Annotated in this window: 19 protein-coding genes; 9 read left to right on the top strand and 10 right to left on the bottom strand. The window is 73.8% G+C overall.

Annotation, left to right across the window (positions count from 1 at the left end; all coding sequences use genetic code 11):
* Nucleotides 1-2: 2 nt before the first annotated feature.
* The 6 genes from AC07GB_RS06290 to AC07GB_RS06265 all read right to left on the bottom strand — a co-directional run bounded on the left by AC07GB_RS06290 (nucleotide 3) and on the right by AC07GB_RS06265 (nucleotide 7,475).
* Nucleotides 3-539, bottom strand: coding sequence for a GNAT family N-acetyltransferase (locus tag AC07GB_RS06290; RefSeq protein ID WP_478842118.1), 537 nt, complete (start codon nucleotides 537-539; stop codon nucleotides 3-5).
* Nucleotides 536-1,756: a type III PLP-dependent enzyme gene (locus AC07GB_RS06285; RefSeq protein ID WP_478842116.1), complete on the bottom strand. Its 1,221-nt coding sequence runs from the start codon at nucleotides 1,754-1,756 to the stop codon at nucleotides 536-538. The genes AC07GB_RS06290 and AC07GB_RS06285 overlap by 4 nt, the downstream gene beginning before the upstream one ends.
* A gap of 19 nt (nucleotides 1,757-1,775) precedes the next feature.
* Nucleotides 1,776-3,107 (bottom strand): DUF6271 family protein, encoded by a 1,332-nt coding sequence (locus tag AC07GB_RS06280; RefSeq protein WP_478842114.1) that lies wholly within the window; start codon nucleotides 3,105-3,107, stop codon nucleotides 1,776-1,778.
* 14 nt (nucleotides 3,108-3,121) lie between these two features.
* Nucleotides 3,122-4,153, bottom strand: a complete 1,032-nt coding sequence (locus AC07GB_RS06275; RefSeq protein ID WP_478842112.1) for a phytanoyl-CoA dioxygenase family protein — start codon at nucleotides 4,151-4,153, stop codon at nucleotides 3,122-3,124.
* Nucleotides 4,154-4,662: 509 nt separating this feature from the next.
* Nucleotides 4,663-6,171, bottom strand: coding sequence for a glycoside hydrolase family 3 protein (locus AC07GB_RS06270; protein WP_478842110.1), 1,509 nt, complete (start codon nucleotides 6,169-6,171; stop codon nucleotides 4,663-4,665).
* Nucleotides 6,172-6,458: 287 nt separating this feature from the next.
* Complete coding sequence (locus AC07GB_RS06265) at nucleotides 6,459-7,475, bottom strand: peptidyl-alpha-hydroxyglycine alpha-amidating lyase family protein (RefSeq protein WP_478842108.1); 1,017 nt, start codon at nucleotides 7,473-7,475, stop codon at nucleotides 6,459-6,461.
* Nucleotides 7,476-7,597: 122 nt separating this feature from the next.
* On the opposite strand from AC07GB_RS06265, the gene AC07GB_RS06260 reads away from it, so the two are divergent.
* The 3 genes from AC07GB_RS06260 to AC07GB_RS06250 are packed head-to-tail and all read left to right on the top strand — an operon-like array spanning nucleotide 7,598 to nucleotide 9,959.
* Nucleotides 7,598-8,275 (top strand): ABC transporter permease, encoded by a 678-nt coding sequence (locus tag AC07GB_RS06260; protein ID WP_478842106.1) that lies wholly within the window; start codon nucleotides 7,598-7,600, stop codon nucleotides 8,273-8,275.
* The gene (locus AC07GB_RS06255) at nucleotides 8,272-8,958 is read left to right on the top strand and encodes an ABC transporter permease (RefSeq protein ID WP_478842104.1); all 687 of its coding nucleotides are present in this window, start codon (nucleotides 8,272-8,274) and stop codon (nucleotides 8,956-8,958) included. Before AC07GB_RS06260 ends, AC07GB_RS06255 begins: the two co-directional genes overlap by 4 nt.
* Entirely contained in the window at nucleotides 8,955-9,959 is a 1,005-nt protein-coding gene (locus AC07GB_RS06250) for an ABC transporter substrate-binding protein (RefSeq protein WP_478842102.1), read from the top strand. Before AC07GB_RS06255 ends, AC07GB_RS06250 begins: the two co-directional genes overlap by 4 nt.
* 153 nt (nucleotides 9,960-10,112) lie before the next feature.
* Here the strand turns inward: AC07GB_RS06250 and AC07GB_RS06245 are convergent, their stop codons facing one another.
* The 4 genes from AC07GB_RS06245 to AC07GB_RS06230 are packed head-to-tail and all read right to left on the bottom strand — an operon-like array spanning nucleotide 10,113 to nucleotide 14,194.
* On the bottom strand, nucleotides 10,113-11,276 hold the full coding sequence (locus tag AC07GB_RS06245; protein WP_478842100.1) for an ABC transporter ATP-binding protein: 1,164 nt from the start codon (nucleotides 11,274-11,276) through the stop codon (nucleotides 10,113-10,115).
* Between the two features lie 22 nt (nucleotides 11,277-11,298).
* On the bottom strand, nucleotides 11,299-11,958 hold the full coding sequence (locus tag AC07GB_RS06240) for a LutC/YkgG family protein (RefSeq protein ID WP_478842098.1): 660 nt from the start codon (nucleotides 11,956-11,958) through the stop codon (nucleotides 11,299-11,301).
* Nucleotides 11,955-13,430 carry a lactate utilization protein B gene (locus tag AC07GB_RS06235; RefSeq protein WP_478842096.1) on the bottom strand — a complete coding sequence of 492 codons (1,476 nt, stop codon included), beginning with the start codon at nucleotides 13,428-13,430 and terminating at the stop codon, nucleotides 11,955-11,957. The genes AC07GB_RS06240 and AC07GB_RS06235 overlap by 4 nt, the downstream gene beginning before the upstream one ends.
* Nucleotides 13,427-14,194: a (Fe-S)-binding protein gene (locus AC07GB_RS06230; RefSeq protein WP_478842094.1), complete on the bottom strand. Its 768-nt coding sequence runs from the start codon at nucleotides 14,192-14,194 to the stop codon at nucleotides 13,427-13,429. The genes AC07GB_RS06235 and AC07GB_RS06230 overlap by 4 nt, the downstream gene beginning before the upstream one ends.
* A gap of 146 nt (nucleotides 14,195-14,340) precedes the next feature.
* Between AC07GB_RS06230 and AC07GB_RS06225 the strand changes: the two genes are divergently transcribed.
* The 6 genes from AC07GB_RS06225 (at nucleotide 14,341) to AC07GB_RS06200 (ending at nucleotide 20,633) form a co-directional block, all read left to right on the top strand.
* A complete protein-coding gene (locus tag AC07GB_RS06225; protein WP_478842092.1) occupies nucleotides 14,341-15,642 on the top strand; it encodes an alpha/beta fold hydrolase in 1,302 nt (433 codons plus the stop codon).
* A 170-nt stretch (nucleotides 15,643-15,812) separates the two neighbouring features.
* Nucleotides 15,813-16,574 carry a PIG-L deacetylase family protein gene (locus AC07GB_RS06220; RefSeq protein ID WP_478842090.1) on the top strand — a complete coding sequence of 254 codons (762 nt, stop codon included), beginning with the start codon at nucleotides 15,813-15,815 and terminating at the stop codon, nucleotides 16,572-16,574.
* A 65-nt stretch (nucleotides 16,575-16,639) separates the two neighbouring features.
* Complete coding sequence (locus tag AC07GB_RS06215; protein ID WP_478842088.1) at nucleotides 16,640-17,269, top strand: helix-turn-helix domain-containing protein; 630 nt, start codon at nucleotides 16,640-16,642, stop codon at nucleotides 17,267-17,269.
* 75 nt (nucleotides 17,270-17,344) lie between these two features.
* Nucleotides 17,345-18,322 (top strand): NADPH:quinone oxidoreductase family protein, encoded by a 978-nt coding sequence (locus tag AC07GB_RS06210; RefSeq protein ID WP_478842086.1) that lies wholly within the window; start codon nucleotides 17,345-17,347, stop codon nucleotides 18,320-18,322.
* Nucleotides 18,319-19,500: an acyl-CoA dehydrogenase family protein gene (locus AC07GB_RS06205; RefSeq protein ID WP_478842084.1), complete on the top strand. Its 1,182-nt coding sequence runs from the start codon at nucleotides 18,319-18,321 to the stop codon at nucleotides 19,498-19,500. The genes AC07GB_RS06210 and AC07GB_RS06205 overlap by 4 nt, the downstream gene beginning before the upstream one ends.
* On the top strand, nucleotides 19,497-20,633 hold the full coding sequence (locus AC07GB_RS06200; protein ID WP_478842083.1) for an acyl-CoA dehydrogenase family protein: 1,137 nt from the start codon (nucleotides 19,497-19,499) through the stop codon (nucleotides 20,631-20,633). The genes AC07GB_RS06205 and AC07GB_RS06200 overlap by 4 nt, the downstream gene beginning before the upstream one ends.
* Nucleotides 20,634-20,896: the final 263 nt, after the last annotated feature.

Below are 20,896 nucleotides of genomic sequence, written 5' to 3'. Positions count from 1 at the left end.
CATCAGCCTTCTCGTCGTTCGGATGGAGCCCGAAGAGTGGTGACCGGCAGCGCCTTCGACATGTAGAGCGCGTCGGTGCCGTAGCTGTCCGGGAGCGGGACCTCCGCGTGTGCGGCGAAGCCGTGCGCCGACCAGAAGGTGTGACTGCCGCCGACGGCGACCAGCGAGATCCGCTCGTACCGCAAGGAGCGCGCGGTCGCCGAGAGATGGCGCAGCAGGCGCCGGGCGAGCCCGCCGCCGCGCAGGCGCTCGGTGATGACCAGGTCGTGCAGGTGCAGATTGCGGGAGGGGAAGGCGGACGCCTCGCCCAGGCTCAGGTCGGGGCACTGGAAGAGGGGGTAGGGCAGCGCGAGCACATAGCCCGCGGCTCCCCGGCCGCCGGCCAGGACGAAGCAGGTGCCGGGTGAGGACGCGGCCCGGGACTGGAGAGCCGCCCGCCCCTCGGAGAGGCCGAGGGGCGTGTACACCGAGGCCTCCAGGGCGGCGATGTCGTCCCAGTCGGCGTCGTCGATGGGCCGTATCCGCAGGTCGGTGCTCACTCGCCGCACCTGCCCGCCGCCGAGCCCGCCAGGGCCTCGCGCTCGCCGCGGATCCAGGTGTGCGGCAGCGGCCGGAAGCCGTTGAAGCCCTGCGTGGTGTAACTCGTGGCGTACGCGCCGGTGGAGAGCACCCAGACGGGGTCGCCCGACGCGGCCTGCCGCGGCACCTGGACCAGGCCGCGCTCGTGGCCGTACGCGTCGTCGCTGTCGCAGGTGGGCCCCGCGATCACGGCGGGGACGCGGTCCGCGCCGCGGTGGGTGGGGAAGACGAGGGCGTACTGGAGCGCGTCCATCTCGTACAGGCCGTTGAACTTGCCGCAGCTCAGGTACAGCCAGTGCCGGCGTTCCCCCGTGCCCTGGCGGCGGGTGGAGAGCCGGGACACGTGGGCCCGCACCGCGCCGTGGTCGGCGACCAGGTGGCGGCCCGGCTCGATGACGAAGTCCAGAGGGGTCGGCGACACGGCCCTGAGCCGTCGCATGCCCTCCCGGATCACCGCGAAGATCTTGTCGAGGGGCGGTTCGAGGGGGGTGCCGTGGCGGTCGCGGTAGCCGAGGGCGGGCAGCCCGCCGCCCAGGTTGACGTGGTCCAGGTGGATGCCGCGCGGCCGCAGGGCCGCGATCACGTCGGCCATGCGCTCCAGGGCGCCGTGCCAGGCCCCGGCCGTCATCTGCTGGGAGCCGACGTGCACGGACAGGCCCGCCGGGGTCAGGCCCGCGTCCCGCGCCGTCTCCAGGACGCGCAGCGCGTCGGCGGGCGAGCAGCCGAACTTGTGGCTCAGGCCCCACAGCGCCCCCTCACCGTCGGTGGCGAGGCGGCAGAAGACGCGGGCGCCGGGGGCCAGCGCCGCGATCGCGAGGACGTCCTCCACGCTGTCCGTGGCGAAGTCCCTGATGCCCAGGCGGTGGGCCTCGGCGATGTTCCGGTCGGACTTGACGGTGTTGCCGTAGTGGACCCGGTCGGCCGGTACGCCGGTCGCGAGGGCCTGGGCGATCTCGTGGGGGCTCGCCGCGTCGAAGCCCGCGCCCTGCCGGGCCAGGCCGGTGAGGACCTCGTCCAGCGGGCAGGCCTTCATCGCGAACCGGACGGACACGCCCGGCAGTTCGTGCCGCAGCGAGGCGTACCGCTCCGCGATGCCCGGCAGGTCGAAGACGAGCTGGTCCTCGGCCGCGGCCTCCAGGGCGGCGCGCAGCCGTGGGGTGACGTACGTGGTGTTCATGTCGATGCTCCGCCCCTCGCTAGCGGTCCAGCTCGGGGGCGTGCCCGTCGAGGCGCGGGACGCCCGTCGACGCGCTCGCCCGCACCAGGGCGGCCCAGTCCTCGATGAGCAGCGCGAAGTCCTCCATGTCCTGGCGCGCCTCGTCGATCAGGCGGGCGCGGCGGGCGGGCAGCGTGGCGGCGAACTCGGCGTACCGGCCGCCGAGCTTGCGGTACGAGCGTTCGATGACGTCGAGGCGGGCCTCGTTCTCGGCCGTGTCGAGGCGGGTGCTCGCCCGCACGAGAGCGGCCACGCGGTCCGCCCGGAGCCCGTGCCGGCCGTCGAGGAGCGCCGCTCCCGCCCGGGCAAGCCCTGCGTAGACGTGGTTGAGGTGGAGCATGGACAGGAAGAACTTCGTGAACCGCGTCTGGTACGCGAGGAAGCCGGGGTCGGTGCGCCGCTCGCCGGTGTAGAAGTTCACGATGTTGCGGTTGTGCAGGACGCCCGGCAGCGTGCTGTGGTGGACGACGTGCAGGAGGAAGTAGTCGCTGCCGATGGTGTTGGTGGCCGGGGGCAGCGGCACGCGCTCGTGCACCCGGTGGAAGCTGATGTTGCACATGTCCACCCGCATGGGGTCGACGAGGGTGAGGACCGCGTGGTCCTCGGTGAACGGCGCGGTGCCCGCGCCCATGAAGGACTCCTCGACGAGGGCGCGCTTGTCGTCCTGGGACCAGTCGGCGGGGGCCCAGAGACTGACGACGTCGTGGTAAACCGAGGGGTCGAGGTCGCGGATCTCGCTGATGTCGACGGACAGTTCACCGATGAAGGAGCCGCCCACGAGGGACACCGGCTTGTCCGCGTGCGCCGGGGCGAGCGCGGTCTCGGTGACGCCGGATGCGGCGTCGCCCGAGCGCTTGCCGAGCGACGTCAGCTCGTGGTCGACGGGGAACACGGGGGTGCCGTCCAGGACTTGGTAGCTGCTGTCGGAGTCCCTGCGGTGCACGGAGGAGCAGCCGAGGGCGCTCGCGATGAGGAAGGCCCGGTTGGTGCAGGCGCCGTACGACGGCTCGGCGGGCAGCATCAGGTCCAGGAGCAGCTCGGGCTTCGGCAGGCCGGACCGCTGGATCACCTGGCGCAGGAACAGGCGCTGGGCGGCCTCGCCGAGGTGGTGGACGACGACGTTGGGCGTGCCGATGAGGGTGCGTGCGGCCCGCGAGTGCTCGGCGAACGCGGCCGGTTCCGCGGAGTCGAGGATCAGCAGGTGCACCTCGACGTCGAAGCGCGCGGCGGCGTGGGCGGCCTCCCGGCCGAGCGCCGCCACCATGGGGGCGCAGGCGCGGTCGGTGGGCAGGGTGAGGCAGATCTTGCGCATGTCCGCTCCCCGCCTCACCGGTGGCCGCCGGTGCCGTGCCAGGGCGTGAGCCCCAGGAGCTTCTCGCCGAGGCCGGTGAGCGTGGCGGTGCCGTAGCGCTCGGACTCGGGCCGGCGGGCGTCGCCGAGCAGTGTCGCGTTCCAGTCCGGGGTGCTCAGGTGCCGCCAGGACTCGACGCGGGACTTCCGCAGCGCGTGGTGTTCCTCAAGGGCGGGCATCATCGACAGGTACTGCACCGCCCGGACCCCGTCGGCGGAGGTGTTGGGCGCCACGCCGTGGGCCAGCATGCCGTTCCAGATCAGCAGGTCGCCGGCCTTCAGCTCGGGCCGGATCACCGGGAACAGCGCGCGGTCGGCGTCCGGCCGCACCGGGTCGCGGTCGGCGGGCTGGTCGAGCCGCCAGCGGTCGAAGTGGCGGAACAGCTCGGGCGAGCACTGGAAGCCGCCCAGGCCGGCCTCGGTGTCGTGGAGGGCGATGATGCCCTGGACGCGCTGCGGCAGCACGCTGAGCGTGGAGTCGACGTCCCAGTGCAGCTCGATGTCGAAGCCCGTGTCCGTGGGCGCGATCAGAGAGCGGGAGCGGTTCTTGACGTTGGGCGGGTTGAGGTTCAGCCGGTCGAGCGTCACCCACAGCTCCTCGCAGTCCCACACGTCGACGAAGGCGTCGTAGACGCGCCGGGTCTGGCGGCTGTCCCAGATCAGCTGATGGTGGTAGGCCTCGACGAAGCCGTAGACGTACAGGTCCCGGTCGAGGTCGCTGCGGAACTCCCGCTCCTCGTACCAGGTCTCGGGACGGCCCCGGTCCAGGCCCTGGAACTCCCAGGTGAAGTCGAGGAGCCGGCGCGCGGCCCCGGCGGATATCGCCTCCTCGACCACGACGTAGCCGTACGTCTGCCAGAAGGCGTGGTGCTCCTCGGACAGGACGCGCAGCGGGAGGGACTTGCGGATGTCCTTCAGGGGCGTCGGGGCGAGGTACGTCTCGCCGTCGGCGCTGAAGTACGGGGTCGGCGAGGCGGCGCGGTGCAAGTGGGCGGCGGGTGCGGGCATGCGCGTACTCCTGGCGTGGTGAGGGGGCGGGCGGGCAGGAGCGACCGCGGCTTCGTGGTTCCGGGCGTGGGGGAGCCTCGGGCGGAGGCGGTTCGGAAACGGGGAAGCGCTGTCGCCGACGCGGCGAGGGGGACGGCGATGTTCCTCTGGCCGTGAGGGAAGGGGCCGGGCGCGGCGCGCCCCGGCGGGTCGGTTCGAGCGACGGTGGTGGCGTGGCGGGACGGCGGCCCGACGCGGGGCCGCAAAGGACTAGACCAGCTCTTGGGTGCTCCAAAGATGGACTAGGCCACCGGTGGAGTCAAGACCCGTCCCCAGGGGCTGTGTTGGTGTGACCGGCTGCTCACCTGACGTCCGCAATGGCGGCGTCTGTACTGGTCAGCGGCGTGCGGGAGGGATTCCCGCACGCCGCTCGCGCGCCTGGTGCGCGGCGTTGCACGGGCGCGGCTGAGTGCTTCGTATCGGCACGTGTCGGCACGTGTGAGTAGGCCGCCGTGGCGGCGGAACTACGCTCACGCGGCCCCGGCGAGCACCTCCGCGACCGCGATCCCGGACACCCGCGTGGCGCCGTAGGTGGTCAGATAGGCGGCGCCGACCCGGTCGCCCGCGGGCACGCCCATCTCGACGACGACGGCGTCGGGGCGGCTGTTCACCAGGTCCGTGAGCGCCTTGGCCATCCAGGGGTGCCGGGCCGCGTCCCGGACCACCACGACCAGCTCCCGGCCGCCGGCGGGGGCGAGGGCGACGCGGTCGAGCAGGTCGGCCGCGCGGGTGAGTTCGGCCTCCCCGACGCGCACGGACGTGGTGCCGGGGCGCAGCGCGCGCAGCGGCTCGGCCACGCCCCAGGGGGTCGCGCCGTCGACGGCGAGGCTCATCGCCGGGGACAGCTCGACGACGTGCGGGGCGGCGGCCAGGGGCAGCCTGGCGGCGGACTCGCCGTGGACGCGGACCGCGCGCCGCGCCGCGACCAGGCCGATGTCGGAGGCGTCGGCGGCCGGGGCGGCCTCCCGGGCGAGACCGGCCGACCAGGCGGCGAACTCCCGTACGCGGGCGGCCGCTTCGGTCAGGCGTTCCTCGGGCAGCGTGCCGTCGAGCACCGCCCGCACCAGGGCGTCGCGCAGGTCGTCGGCCGTGGACTGCTCGGCGCTCTCGCCGCCGACGCACACCGCGTCCACGCCCGCGGTGACCGCGCGGACGGTGGCGCCCGCGATGCCGTAGGGGCCGGACACGGCGCTCATCTCGATGCCGTCGGTGACGACGAGCCCGGTGAAGCCCAACTGGCCGCGCAGCACGTCACCGAGGATCGCGGGGCTGAGGGTCGCGGGCAGCTCGGGGTCGTACGCGGGCACCAGCATGTGGGCGGTCATGACGGCCCGTACACCCGACTCCATCGCGGCGGTGAACGGCGGCAGGGCCGTCCGCGCGATGTCCTCGGCGTCGGCGGTGAACCGCGGCAGGCCGTGGTGCGAGTCGACGTTGGTGTCGCCGTGGCCGGGGAAGTGCTTGGCGCAGGCGGCGACCCCCGCGGACTGGAGCCCCCGGATCCAGGCGGCCGTGTGCCGGGAGACGACGTCGGTGCGGGCGCCGAAGGAGCGCACCCCGATGACGGGGTTCATCGGGTTGGAGTTGACGTCGGCGCTCGGCGCGAAGTCGAGGGACACCCCGATCTCGCGGAGCTGGCGGCCGATGTCGCGTGCGACGCGCTCGGTCAGGTCGGGGTCGTCGATGGCGCCGAGGGCGAGGTTGCCGGGCCAGGAGGCGCCGGTGCGCGCGGCGATGCGGGTCACGTCGCCCGCCTCCTCGTCGATGGCCACGATCAGGTCGGGGTTCTCGGCGCGCAGCGCGGCGGTGAGCGCGGCGACCTGCTCCGGGCTCTCGATGTTGCGCCCGAACAACACCACGGAGGCCAGCCCGTCGGCGATCCTGCGCCGCACCCAGTCCGGCGCGGTCGTGCCCACGAACCCCGGCTGGAGGACGGAGTTGGCAAGGCGGGTGAGGTGGGGGTGACGGGAGCTTGCCATGGGAGACCTCCACAGGGGCGCGCGACGGGCAGTGCGGTCGGGATCGGTTGACCGCGGCGAAGCGGGCGACCGTGCCGGATGTTGGCCTATACCAATCCGGGGTGTCAAGGAGTCCCGTTGCGGCGGTATGGCCTTAAATGCCCTGGGTGAAGGGCGAGTTCATGCCATCCGGCGGGGTCCCGCCCACCCGGCGGCGATTCGCGAAGGCGTACACGGGGAACCGGTCGGCCGCCGCTCGTGCCGCCCCGGCGGTCCGCGGTGCCGGGGCCGAGGGCCCTCGGAGGGCCTCACCCCCGGGCGCGGCGCCACTTGCGCAGGCTCACCAGCTCGCGCGGCGGGGTGAGCTTGCTGCCCACCTCGACGTAGGACACCTCCGCCACGTACACGCTGCCCTCGGAGTCGACGGCCACGCTGTGCGGCCAGTTGAACTGGTGCGGGGCCTCCCCGGGCAGCTCCGCGCCGAGCGAGGCGACGCGGCGGCCCTCCCGGTCGTGGACCCGCACCTGGTGGCCGAGCCCGGGCACGCCGTACTGGACCGGTGGCGGGCCCTGCTCGGCGACGTACACGCGGGTGTCCGCGCCTTTGCCCGCGCAGACGGCGACGGCCTTGTGGGCGTGCCACGAGGCGCGGAACTCGCCGTCCAGGGAGAAGACCTGCACGCGGTGGTTCTCGCGGTCGCACACGATCACCGCGTCGTCGCCGAGGAGGGCGATGTTGTGCGGGAGGCTGAACTGGCCCTCGTCGGAGCCGGGCGCGCCCCAGGACAGCAGATGGCGGCCGCGCGCGTCGAAGCGGTGCACCCGGGAGTTGCCGTACCCGTCGGTCACGAAGACGTCGCCCGTCAGCGGGGAGACGGTCACGTCCGTGGGCCGGTTGAAGGGCTCGCCGCTCTGGAAGCCGGTGGGGCTCCCGGTGCCGAGGACGAGCAGGGGGGTGCCCTCGCGGTCCGTCTTGGTGATCTTGTTGCCGATGTCGTCGACGAGCCAGAGGTGGTCCTCGTGGTCGACGGTGACGGCGTGCGGGTGCAGGAAGCGGCAGCCCTTCCAGCGCGGGGTCAGGGTGCCGTACGGGTTCTCGATCAGTTCAGTGCCGGCGAACGGCGTGTCGTTGCCCCACATGCCGACGACGTTCCCGTCCCGGTCGAAGACCAGGACCGGCATGTTGCCGCGGTTGAAGACGTACACCCGGTCGGCCGAGTCGACGGCGACGGACGTGGCCTCCTGGAGCCAGATCCCGTGCGGGATCCTCGCCCAACAGGGCACCGGTTCGTAGACGGTCTCGCCGGTCGCGGGTCCGACAGCCAACAGTCCTCCCTGGACGCACCGGCCCACAATCTAGGGCCTCGGGCCGTCCGGCCGACAGGGCGCGGCCCCCGTACGGGCCAGCACGACGCGCCGGACCGCGTCGCCGCCGGTGGAATGGACGGATGACGCCCCCGGACGACTGCCTGGCCCGCAACGAGTGGATCTGCGGCGAGTACCTGAGCACCCGCCGCCGGATCCTCCTCGACGCCGTGCTCCAGCACCTGGAGCTGACCGCCGTCTCCGTCCTGATCGGGCTTGCCGTCGCGCTGCCCCTGGCCGTGGCCGCCCGCCGCTGGGCCATCGCGGCGGGACCCGTCCTCGCCGTCACCACCGTCCTCTACACGATCCCGTCGCTCGCGATGTTCTCGCTGCTCCTGCCCGTGTACGGCCTGTCCGCGTCGCTCGTCGTGGCCGGGCTCGTCCTGTACTCCCTGACGCTGCTCGTACGGAACATCCTCGCCGGGCTTCGCGCCGTGCCCGAGGAGACCCGGCAGGCCGCCCGCGGCATGGGCTACGGGCCGATCCGGCTGCTGCTCACGGTGGAGCTGCCGCTCGCGCTGCCCGCCGCCATGGCGGGCCTGCGCATCGCCACGGTCTCGGCCGTCTCGCTCGTCACCGTCGGCGCGATCGTCGGCTTCGGGGGCCTCGGCAACCTGATCTACGCGGGCATGAACACCTACTTCAAGGCGCAGGTCCTCACCGCCTCCGTGCTGTGCGTGGTCATCGCCGTCGCCGCCGACGTGGCGCTGCTCGGTGTCCAGCGCCTGCTCACCCCCTGGACCAGGGCGGGGCGCGCGTGAAGACCCTCGGCGACGCCTGGGACTGGCTCAGCACGTCCGCGCACTGGTCGGGCGACGGCGGCATCTGGCACCGGCTCGTCCAGCACCTGGTCCTGACGGTGGTGTGCCTGCTGATCAGCTGCCTCGTCGCGCTGCCCGTCGCCCTCGTGCTCGGCCACCTCGGCAGGGGCGGGGCGCTCGCCGTGAACATCTCCAACGTCGGCCGGGCCGTGCCGACCTTCGCCGTCCTGGTCCTGCTGCTGCTCACACCGGTCGGCAAGTGGGGCGAGGGGCCCACCGTGGTCGCGCTCGTCCTGTTCGCCGTGCCGCCGCTGCTCACCAACGCCTACGTGGGGATGCGCGAGGTCGACCGGGGCGTCGTCCAGGCCGCGCGCGGCATGGGCATGACGGGATGGCAGATGCTGTGGCGGGTCGAGGCGCCGCTCGCGCTGCCGCTGATCATGAGCGGGGTGCGCATCGCCGCCGTGCAGCTGGTCGCCACGGCCACCATCGCGGCGCTCGCGGGCGGCGGCGGGCTCGGCCGGATCATCACCGCGGGCTTCAACCTGGCCAGCACCCCGCAGGTGGTGGCGGGCGCGGTCCTGGTGGCCGCCTTCGCCCTGGTCGTCGAGGCGTGCTTCGAGGCGGCGGAGCGGCTGACACCCGGCCGGTCCCGCACGGCGCGCGGAAGGAGAACTCCATGACGTGGCGCGTCCGCTGTGCCCGGGGCCCCCGGCGCGGGCGGCCCGCCGCGACGGCCCGGCGCACCCGCCTGCTGTCCGGCGTGCTCCTCGCGGCCGCCGTGCTGGCCTCCGGCTGCGACTCCGGGCCCTCCCTGGAGAACCGGGGCGAGGCCAGCCTGCCGCCGGGCGACAGCAAGCACCTCGTCATCGGCTCGGCGGGCTTCACCGAGAGCGATCTGCTCGCGCACATGTACGCCCAGCTCCTGGAGAAGGCCGGCTACGGCACGGAGTTCCTGTCCGTCGCCAACCGGGAGCTGTACGAACCCGCCCTGGAGTCCGGCCAGATCGACGTCGTGCCCGAGTACGCGGCGACCTTCGCGGACTGGCTGAACGCCAAGGTCAACGGCGCCGACGCCGAGCCCGTCGGCTCACCCGACCTCGACACCACCATGAAGGCCCTGCGCGACCTCGCCGCCCCGCGCGGCCTGAGCGTCCTCGACCCGGGGCGGGCCGTCGACCAGAACGCCTTCGCGGTCGCGGCCTCCTATGCCCGCGAGCACCGCCTCAAAACGCTCACCGACCTGGGCAGATCGGGCCTGAAGGTGCGGCTCGCCGCGGGCGACGAGTGCGTGCGGCGCCCCTACTGCGAGCCCGGCCTGAAGACGGTGTACGGCATCGACGTCACCTCCGTCGACCCCAAGGGCGTCGGCACCACCCAGGCCAAGAAGGCTGTGCAGAGCGGCCGGGACCAGATGGTGCTCACCACGTCCACCGACGCCACCCTCGACGAGTTCGGCCTCGTGCTGCTCGCCGACGACAAGCACCTCCAGAACGCCGACTACGTCGTTCCTGTCGTCAACCGCTCCCGCGCGGGCAGCGAGGGCGTGGCCCGCGCGCTCGCCCGCCTCAACACGGTCCTGACCACGGACGACCTGGCCGACATGAACCGCCAGGTGGACAGCTGGCGCAGACTCCCCGAGGACGTGGCGAAGAAGTACCTCCAGGCCAAGGGCCTGCTGTAGGACGGCGGCACCGCACCTGCCACCCTGGCCCGCCGCGTCTGAGGAGAGCCCCCGAAGGGGCGCGGGGAACTGCGCGGGCAACCACAGCAGGCGCGCGGCCGAGAGACCACACAAGGCGGCACCCACCGGGAACCGCCCCAGCACAGCGCAGCGTCACGCGTCGGCGACGGAGTCGAACTCCACCTCGTCCCTGCCCACCCCTTGGGCATCCGCGTCCACCGAGCGCCGCAGCGCCTCGTGGAGCTTCGCGGGGGTGAGGACGCCCACGAAGCGGGCGCCGTCGACCACGGCGACCCACCCGGCGTCGTGCTGGAGCATCACGCCGAAGGCCTGCTTCAGGGAGGCTCCGACGGGCAGCCAGGCGTTCATGCGGTGGGCCAGGTCACCGACCGTGGCGCCGTCCCCGGCGAGCGCGACCTCGTCGACGCCGACCCAGCCGTGCAGATCGCCCTCGGCGTTCAGGACCATCGCCCAGCGCGCGCCGTCGGCCCGCAGCCGGGCCGCGGCCTGCGCGGCCGGCTCCTCGAGGCGGGCGACCGGCGGCTGCTCCAGGTCGTCCGCCTCGATCACGGTCACCGAAAGGCGCTTGAGCCCCCGGTCGGCGCCCACGAACTCGGCGACGTACGGGGTGGCGGGCGTGCCGAGCACCGCGCCCGGCGTGTCGAACTGCTCGATGCGGCCCTGCCCGTACACGGCGACCCGGTCGCCGAGCCGCACCGCCTCCTCGATGTCGTGCGTGACCATCAGGACGGTCTTGCGGACGGTGCGCTGAAGGCTCAGGAACTCGTTCTGGAGGCGTTCGCGCACCACCGGGTCGACGGCGCCGAACGGCTCGTCCATCAGGAGCACCGGCGGGTCGGCGGCCAGTGCGCGGGCGACCCCCACGCGCTGGCGCTGCCCGCCGGAGAGCTGCTCGGGGTAGCGCGGACCGTACGTCTTCGGGTCGAGGCCCACCAGGTCGAGGAGTTCGGCGGCGCGGGCCCGCGCCCTGGCCCGCTTCCAGCCGACGAGCGCGGGCACGGTCGCCGTGTTGTCGAGGACCGTGCGGTGCGGGAAGAGGCCGACCTGCTGGATGACGTAGCCGATGCGGCGGCGCAGGCGCACCGGGTCGACGCCCGCGATGTCCGCGCCGTCCACGTAGATGCGGCCGGACGTCGGCTCGATCAGCCGGTTCACCATCATCATGGTGGTCGTCTTGCCGCAGCCGGACGGGCCGACGAGCGTGACCAGCTCGCCCTCGGCGACCTCGAAGGAGAGGTCGTCCACGGCCGTCGTGCCGTCCGGGTAGCGCTTGGTCACCTGCTCGAACCGGATCATTCCCTCACGCTAACCGCGCCGGTCACACCCCGCTCACCAGCACCACCTCAAGGGTGCGCGGGCCGTGCACGCCCTCGACCCGGTCCAGTTCGATGTCGCTGGTCGCCGAGGGGCCGGAGACCCAGGTGAGCGGGCGGCGCGGATCGAGCCGTTCGAGGGCGAGCGGCACCGAGGCGACGACCTGCTCGGGAACGCGTACGACACAGACGTGGTGGTCGGGGACCAGCGTGATCCGGCGGCGCCCCTGGTCGGGGGAGCCGTCGAGGACGATGGTGCCGGTCTCGGCGATGGCGACCGCGCAGCCCGTGACGACGCTGTCGACCCGGTCGAGGTCCTGCGGTGTGTCGGCCGCCCGGTCGTGGACGCGGACGGCGTCGGTGGCCTTCAGCCACCACGGCGGCAGGCCGGGCGGCACCAGGACCGTCCCCGCGCCCCGCGCCGCGAGCAGCTGGGCGAGTAGCTCCGCGAGGCCGTCCGCGTCCACGCGGTGCACGACCGCCCGGTAGTCGGCGAGGTTCTCGGCGAGCAGGTCGACCGTCGCGGCCTCGGTGCGCTTCCCGTGCTCGCGCAGGTAGTCACGCGGCACGGCCGTCCCGTAGTCGGCGTACGGATCGTGGGCGCCGTCCGGCTCCGGGCCGAGCGCGCGCCTGATCCGGCCCAGGATCACCTCCCTGCCGCTCACGTCCCGCTCCCTTCGCCGCGCGTACGCCGCCACCAGTCGCGGAACGGCTCCGCGGGCACCGGCGGCAGGTCCCGCGTGGCGCTCCACGCCCGGCCGGGCCCCGGCAGCGACCGGGGGTGCGCGGCCCGGGTGCGGGAGGCGAGGCGCTGGCCCGCGCGCAGGGCGCCGGGATGCCCGAAGACCCACCGCGCGGCCCGCATCGCCGCCCGCTCCGCCGCGTGCCCCCTGGCGGGCCGCAGCCGCACCTTCACCCCGCGCCGGGTCACCTCGCCGCCCTCGACGACCCGCTCCCGCAGGTGCACCAGGACCTCGGGGATGTCGATGGCCACCGGGCACACCTCGTAGCAGGCGCCGCACAGCGAGGAGGCGTACGGCAGTGACGCGTCGACCGCGCTCGCCGTGCCCCGCAGCTGCGGGCTGAGGATCGCCCCGATCGGCCCCGGGTAGACGGAGCCGTAGGCGTGCCCGCCCGCCCGCTCGTACACCGGGCACACGTTGAGGCACGCCGAGCAGCGGATGCAGCGCAGCGCCTGGCGGCCCACCTCGTCCGCGAGCGCGTCGGTGCGGCCGTTGTCGAGCAGCACCAGGTGGAAGGCCCGGGGGCCGTCGGAGTCCGTGGTGCCCGTCCACATCGACGTGTACGGGTTCATGCGCTCGGCCGTGGACGAGCGGGGCAGGGTCTGGAGGAACACCTCCAGGTCCCGCCACGTCGGTACGACCTTCTCGACGCCGACGACGGAGATCAGGGTCTCCGGGAGCGTCAGGCACATGCGGCCGTTGCCCTCGGACTCGACGACGACGAGCGTGCCGGTCTCGGCGACCATGAAGTTGGCGCCGGAGATCCCGACCTTGGCGCGCAGGAACTTCTCCCGCAGGTGGAGGCGCGCCGCCTCGGCGAGGTCCGCGGGCGTGTCGGTGAGTCCGTCCGGGGCGGGCCGGCCCCAACGCCCCATCTCCGTGGCGAAGATGTCCCGGATCTCACCGCGGTTGCGGTGGATGGCGGGCACCAGGATGTGCGAGGGGCGGTCCCGGCCGAGCTGCACGATCAGCTCGGCGAGGTCGGTCTCGTAGGCGCGCACGCCCGCCGCCTCCAGGGCTTCGTTGAGCCCGATCTCCTGGGTGGCCATCGACTTGACTTTGACGACCTCGGTCTCGCCGGTCTCCTGGACGAGCCGGGTGACGATGCGGCCTGCCTCGTCCGCGTCGGCGGCCCAGTGCACGGTGCCGCCCGCCGCCGTCACCGCCTCCTCCAGGCGCAACAGATAGCGGTCGAGGTGACGCAGCGTGTGGTCCTTGACGCGCTTGCCCGCCTCGCGCAGGAGTGCCCAGTCGTCGAGTTCGGCGACGGCCCTGGCGCGCTTGTCGCGGATGGTGTGCGTGGCGTGGCGCAGGTTGGCGCGCAGCCTCGCGTCGCCGACCGCGGCCCGCGCCGCCTCGGGGAACGCGGGCATGCCCACGAAGGTGCCGCTCATGTCAGGGGCTCCTCTTCCGTGCTCGCCAGGATCTCGGCCAGGTGAACGGGCCGCATGCCGGTCCGCATGCCGGTCCGCAGCCGGGACATCGTGCCGCCGATGTGCATCAGACAGGAGTTGTCCGCCGCGCACAGCACCTCGGCGCCGGTCGACTCCGCGTTCCGCACCTTGTCGGCGCCCATCGCGGCCGACACGGCGGCGTTCTTCACCGCGAAGGTGCCGCCGAAGCCGCAGCACTCCTCGGCACCCGGCAGCTCCACGAGGTCGAGCCCCTTGACCGCGCCGAGCAGCCGCTCCGGCCGGTCGCCGAGCCCGAGCGAGCGCAGGCCGTGGCACGTCGGGTGGTAGGTCACCGTGTGCGGGTAGCAGGCGCCGACGTCCGTGACGCCGAGGACGTCCACCAGGAACTCGGTCAGCTCGTACGTCCGGGGCACCACCGGCGCCACCGCCGCCGCGAGCCCGCCGCCGCGGCCCTCGGCCCGGGCCCGCTCACCGAGGCGCGGATACAGCTCGCGCACCATCGCCGCACACGAGCCGGACGGCGTCACGATCGCCTCGTACCCCTGGAAGACATCGGAGAAATGCCGGGCTAGCGGTTCCGCCTGACGGCGGTAGCCGGTGTTGTAGTGCGCCTGCCCGCAGCAGGTCTGCGCCTCCGGGAAGTCCACCTCGACGCCCAGCCTGGTCAGGAGTTTCACGGTGGCGCGGCCGGTGCGGGGGTAGAGCGTGTCGTTGACGCAGGTCAGGAAGAGTGCGACACGCATGGTGCGTTCCTCCTCGTCGATCATCGGATGGCCCGAGCGTACTTGCGCGGGCGGCGCCACACGAGCCCCGGAAGTCGGTGTGCTCAACTAGGACGGTTCCGCTTCCCCCGGGACCGTTCCCTGTCACACCTTGTCGAGGAGACGCCTTGAGCCACACCTACCGTCAGCCCGGAGTCGTGCTCACCGACCGCCGGTTCAGTGTCCCGCTCGACCACGCGGACCCGGCGGGGGAGCGGATAGAGCTGTTCGCGCGGGAGTGCGTGGCGGCGGCGCGGCAGGACGCGGACCTGCCCTGGCTGGTGTACCTCCAGGGCGGCCCCGGCTTCGGGGCCGACCGCTTCAGCGGCAAGCAGGCCTGGCTCGGCCGCGTCCTCAGCGACTACCGCGTCCTGCTGCTCGACCAGCGCGGCACCGGCGCGTCCACGCCCGCGGGACGCCAGACGCTGCCGCTGCGCGGCGGCCCCCGCGAACAGGCCGACTACCTCGGCCACTTCCGCGCCGACGCGATCGTGCGCGACTGCGAGGCCGTCAGACGCGAGGTCACCGGAGGCGCCCCCTGGACCGTCCTCGGCCAGAGCTTCGGCGGCTTCTGCGCCACGCACTACCTGTCCGCCGCGCCCGAGGGCCTGGAGGCCGCGCTGATCACCGGCGGCCTGCCGACGCTCGACGGGCACGCGGACGACGTGTACCGCGCGGCCTACCCGCGCATGGAGCGCAAGTCCCTCGCCCACTACGCCCGTTACCCCCAGGACGCCGAACGGGCCCGCCGCGTCGCCGAGTACGCCGCCGAGCACGAGCCGGTCCTGAACGGCGGCTACCGCTTCACCGTCGAGGCCTTCCAGTCCCTGGGCATCCTGCTCGGCACCGGCGACGGCAGCCACCGCCTGCACTACCTCCTCGAAGACGCCTTCGTGCGCACCGCAGGCGGGCATGAGCTGTCGGACGCCTTCCAGGAGCGGGTCCAGGCCCTCCTGTCGTACGCCGGCCACCCGCTGTACGCGCTGCTGCACGAGGCCTGCTACGCCCAGGGCGGGCGGCCCACCGCGTGGTCGGCCGAGCGGGTGCGCGGCGAGTTCCCCGCGTTCGACGCGGGCAAGAGCCTCGCGGGCGGCGAACCGGTCCTGTTCACCGGGGAGGCCGTGCAGCGCTGGATGTTCGACTGCGACCCGACGCTCCGCCCGCTGCGCGAGACCGCGGACCTGCTCGCCGAACGCGCCGACTGGGCCCCGCTGTACGACACCGAGCGCCTGGCCGCGAACGAGGTGCCGGCGGCCGCCGCCGTCTACCACGACGACCTGTACGTCGACACCGCCGCGTCCCTGCGCACCGCCCGCGCGATCGGGCACCTGCGCACCTGGGTCACCGACGAGTACGAGCACGACGGGCTCCGCGCGAGCGGGGACCGGGTCGTCGGGCGGCTGCTCGACCTGGTGCGGGGCGAGATCTGACACCGGCCGAGCGGGCATGATGAAGCCCGCTGCACGGTGGAAGCGCCCCGAAGGGGCGCGGGGCTGTGCCGAGATGCGGCTCCGCCGCGTGGGCGCGACCAGCCACGAAGACCCCGCAGGCGAACGACGGCACGGCACGGTGAACCCAGCGGAGCGCTTAGGCTGCGCGCATGACCGAGCCGCAGAGCACAAGTACGAGCGCGCCCGAGCAGTTGGCCCCCATGCCGGAGGACTGGCAGCGCGCCCTCGCCGTCGTCGCCCACCCGGACGACCTGGAGTACGGCTGCGCGGGGGCCATCGCCTCCTGGACGGACGCCGGGCGCGAGGTGGCCTACCTCCTGGCCACCCGCGGCGAGGCGGGCATCGACACCCTGGCGCCCGCCGAGGCCGCGCCCGTGCGGGAGCGGGAGCAGCGCGCGAGCGCCGCCGTCGTCGGCGTGGACACCGTCGAGTTCCTCGACCACAAGGACGGCGTGATCGAGTACGGCACGGCGCTGCGCCGCGACATCGCCGCCGCGATCCGCAGGCACCGGCCCGAACTGGTCGTGACGCTCAACTACCAGGACACGTGGGGCGGCGTCGCCTGGAACACCCCCGACCACGTCGCCGTCGGCCGCGCCACCCTGGACGCGGTCGCCGACGCGGGCAACCGCTGGATCTTCCCGGAGCTGATCGAGCAGGGCCTTCAGCCGTGGAACGGGGTGCGCTGGATCGCCGTGGCCGGGACCGACCGGCCCACGCACGCGGCGGACGCGCGCCCGGGCCTGGAGCGTTCCGTCCAGTCGCTGCTCGAACACCGCGCCTACCTGGAGGCGTTGACCGACGAGGACCCGGAGAAATACTGCCGCTCCTTCCTCGGCGGCATCGCCGAGCAGCTCGCGCCCCGCTTCGGCGGGGTCCCCGCGGTGGCGTTCCAGGTCTTCGCCCGCTGACGCCTCCGGGCGGGGGCTGTTGATGCGGGTTTGACATCACGCGTTGCCGATTCTGCAATGAGCGCATGGCACGCGAAGAGACACACCCCCCTGAGGCGCCGGTGGCGGACGGCGGCGAGACCGACCAGGTCCTCACCGCCGTCGGCCCCCGCCTCCGCAAGATCCGCAAGGAGCGCGGCGCGACGCTCGCCGGGCTCTCCGCCGCCACCGGCATCTCCGTCAGCACCCTCTCGCGCCTGGAGTCGGGCGGGCGCAAGCCGAGCCTCGAACTGCTCCTGCCCATCGCCCGCGCCCACCAGGTGCCCCTGGACGAGCTGGTCGGCGCCCCGCCCGTCGGCGACCCCCGCGTCCGCGCCCAACCCATCGTGCGGCACGGCCGCACGATGGTGCCCCTGACGCGCCAGCCCGGCGGACTCCAGGCGTACAAGGTCATCGAGCCCCAGCGCACGGTCGAACCCGACCCGAGGACGCACGAGGGCTACGAGTGGCTGTACGTCCTGTCCGGGCGGCTCCGCCTCGTGCTCGGCGAGCACGACGTGGTGCTGACCGCGGGCGAGGCCGCCGAGTTCGACACCCGGGTGCCGCACTGGTTCGGCTCCACCGGTGAGGGCCCCGCCGAGTTCCTGAGCCTGTTCGGGCCGCAGGGCGAGCGCATGCACGTACGGGCCAAGCCCAGGAAGGCGGGGGAGGCCTGACCCTGTTCCCTTGGGGCAAGCGACCGCTTAGTATGCGCTGGAGCACGGTCCACCGACGCCCCGTGGAGGCCCCGCATGCACGCATGGCACGTACCCCGCAACGGCGAGCCGGGCGAGGTGATGCGGCTCGAAGAGGCGGCCACGCCGGTACCCGGCGACGGTCAGGTGCTGCTCAGGGTCAGGGCAGCGAACGTCAACTTCCCGGACGCGCTGCTGTGCCGCGGCCAGTACCAGATCACCCCGCCGCTGCCGTTCACGCCCGGCGTGGAGATCTGCGGCGAGACGGCGGACGGGCGTCGCGTCATCGCCAACCCCGTGCTGCCGTACGGCGGCTTCGCCGAGTACGCCGTCGCGGACGCCGCCGCCCTCCTCGCGGCCCCGGACGTCCTCGACGACGCCGAGGCCGCGGCCCTGCACATCGGCTATCAGACCGGCTGGTTCGGGCTGCACCGGCGCGCCCGGCTCCAGGCGGGCGAGACGCTCCTGGTGCACGCGGCGGCGGGCGGCGTCGGCAGCGCGGCCGTGCAGCTCGGCAAGGCCGCGGGCGCCCGCGTCATCGGCGTCGTCGGCGGCGCAGGGAAGGCCGCTGTCGCGCGCGAACTGGGCTGTGACGCGGTCGTGGACCGGCACGCCGACGACGTCGTGGCGGCCGTGAAGGTCGCCACCGGCGGGCGCGGCGCCGACGTGGTCTACGACCCCGTGGGCGGCGCCGCGTACACCCAGTCCGCCAAGTGCGTGGCCTTCGAGGGCCGCGTCCTCGTCGTCGGCTTCGCGAGCGGCACCATCCCGGCGCCCGCCCTGAACCACGCCCTGGTGAAGAACTACTCGAGCGTCGGCCTGCACTGGGGCCTGTACGCCACGAAGGACCCGCGGGCCGTCCTCGACTGCCACGAGCACCTCACCGCTCTCGCCGCCAAGGGCGTGGTCAAGCCCCTGGTGAGCGAGCGGGTGCCGCTGGCCGCAGCGGCGGCGGCCGTGCAGCGCGTCGCCGACGGGGCCACCACCGGGCGCGTCGTCGTGCTGCCCGGCCTCGCGGACGGAGCGGCCGCGTGAGTGAGGCCACCGAACTGCGCCGCCGCACTCGGGAGTTCCTCGCCGCGCACCCGCCGGGGACGACGGAGCGCGGCGCCTTCCTCAAGGCCCGCTTCGACGCCGGGCTCGCCTGGGTGCACTACCCCGAGGGCCTCGGCGGCCTCGGCGCGCCCCGCTCCCTCCAGGCCGTCGTGGACGCCGAGCTGGAGGCCGCGGGCGCCCCCGACAACGACCCGCGCCGCATCGGCATCGGCCTCGGCATGGCGGCGCCGACGATCCTCGGCTTCGGCACCGAGGAGCAGAAGCGCCGCTTCCTGCGGCCCCTGTGGGTCGGTGACGAGGTGTGGTGCCAGCTGTTCAGCGAGCCCGGCGCGGGCTCCGACCTCGCGGCGCTCGGCACCCGCGCGGTGCGCGAGGGCGACACCTGGGTGGTGAACGGGCAGAAGGTGTGGACGTCCAGCGCGCACCTCGCCCGCTGGGCCATCCTCATCGCCCGCACCGACCCGGACGTGCCCAAGCACCGCGGCATCACGTACTTCGTGTGCGACATGACCGACCCGGGCGTCGAGGTGCGCCCGCTGCGCCAGATCACCGGCGAGGCCGAGTTCAACGAGGTCTTCCTCACCGACGTCCGCATCCCCGACGACCGCAGGCTCGGCGAGGCCGGCGACGGCTGGCGGGTCGCGCAGACCACGCTCATGAACGAGCGCGTGGCCATCGGCGGCACCCGTCTGCCGCGCGAGGGCGGCATGATCGAGCCCCTCGCGCGGACCTGGCGCGAGCGCCCGGAGCTGCGCACCCACGACCTGCACCAGCGCCTGCTCACCCTCTGGGTGGAGGCCGAGGTCGCCCGGCTCACCGGCGAGCGCCTGCGGCAGCAGCTCGTGGCGGGCAGGCCGGGCCCCGAGGGCTCCGGCATGAAGCTCGGCTTCGCCCGCCTCAACCAGGCCATCAGCGGCCTGGAGGTCGAACTCCTCGGCCAGGAGGGGCTGTTGTACGACGACTGGACCATGCGGCGGCCCGAGGCGGTCGACTTCTTCGGGCGCGAGGCGGGCTACCGCTATCTGCGCGCCAAGGGCAACAGCATCGAGGGCGGCACGAGCGAGGTCTTGCTGAACATCGTCGCCGAGCGCGTCCTCGGTCTGCCGCAGGAACCGCGCACCGACAAGGACGTCGCCTGGAAGGACCTGAACCGATGACCTCGCCGAGCCAGTTGCTCTACACGGAGGAAGAGGAGGCGGTCCGCTCCGCCGTGCGCGCCCTCCTCGCCGACCGCTGCGACCCGGCCGCCGTCCTCGCCCGCACCGAATCGGACGAGCCGCACGACCGCGAGCTGTGGAAGGCCCTCACCGAGGGCATGGGCCTCGCCGGCCTCCTGGTGCCGGAGGACCGGGGCGGGCAGGGCGCCACGCACCGCGAGGCGGCCGTGGTCCTGGAGGAGCTGGGGCGCGCGGTGGCGCCCGTGCCGTATCTGACGAGCGCCGTCATCGCCACCGAGACGCTGCTCGCCTGCGGTGACGCGGGCGCGGGCCTGCTCGCCGCCCTGGCGTCGGGCCGCACGGTCGGCGCGCTCGCCGTGCCGTTCGCCGCCGCTCCCGGGGACGCGTATCCGCTCGCGCGGTACGCGGACGGCGTCCTGCGCGGCGAGGTGCCCGGCGTGGCGGACGCGGCCGCCGCCGACGTGCTCCTCGTCCCGTGCGACGGCGGCCTGTTCGCCGTCGACGCCGACCGGGGCGGCGTCACCGTCACCGCGCTGACCTGCCTCGACCGCACCCGCCCGCTCGCCACGGTCACCTTCGACGCGGCTCCCGGGCGCCTGCTCACCGCGGACACGGACGCGGCGGTGGGCCGCGGCCTGCGCGCCGGGGCGGGGCTGCTCGCCTCGGAGCAGCTCGGTCTCGCCGAGTGGTGCCTGACGGAGACCGTGCGCCACACGAAGGAGCGCCACCAGTTCAACCGCCCCGTCGGCTCCTTCCAGGCGCTCAAGCACCGGCTCGCCCAGGTCTGGCTGGACGTGGTGAACCTGCGCGCCGCCGCCCGGCACGCCGCCGACACCCTGGCCACCGGCGGCGACGCCCTGGCCGCCGGCGGCGACACCCTGGCCACCGGCGACGAGCCCGCCCTCGCGACGGCCCTCGCGCAGGCCTACGCGTCCCCCGTCGCCGTACGCGCCGCCGAGGAGGCCCTGCAACTGCACGGCGGCATCGGCATGACCTGGGAACACCCTGTCCATCTCGCCCTCAAACGCGCCAAGGCCGACTCCATCGCCCTGGGCACGGCCGGGCGGCACAAGGAGGCCCTGGCCGCCCTCGTCGCGCTGCCCCCGCCCTGACCTGGGCGTAGTCCGGAATCCGTAGGGCACCCGTGCCTTACACGCCCATTACTTGAGGCATAATTGCGAGCTGTTCGCAAGAAGGATTGATCTTCAGTAGGGGTGTGGAGCATGAGGGCCCGATCCATACGGACCACGGGCGCGGTCGCGGGGGAGGGGGGGTGGGGGGGTGGGTGTGGGGGCGGGGCGGGCGTCGGTGTTAGAAGAGGGGCTGGGGGGGGTACGGGGGTATTCGTTCTTCTTCGTGCTCGCCACCCCCAACC

Source organism: Streptomyces sp. NPDC045778, from assembly GCF_056431945.1.
This window is presented reverse-complemented; position numbering and strand designations above follow the sequence as displayed.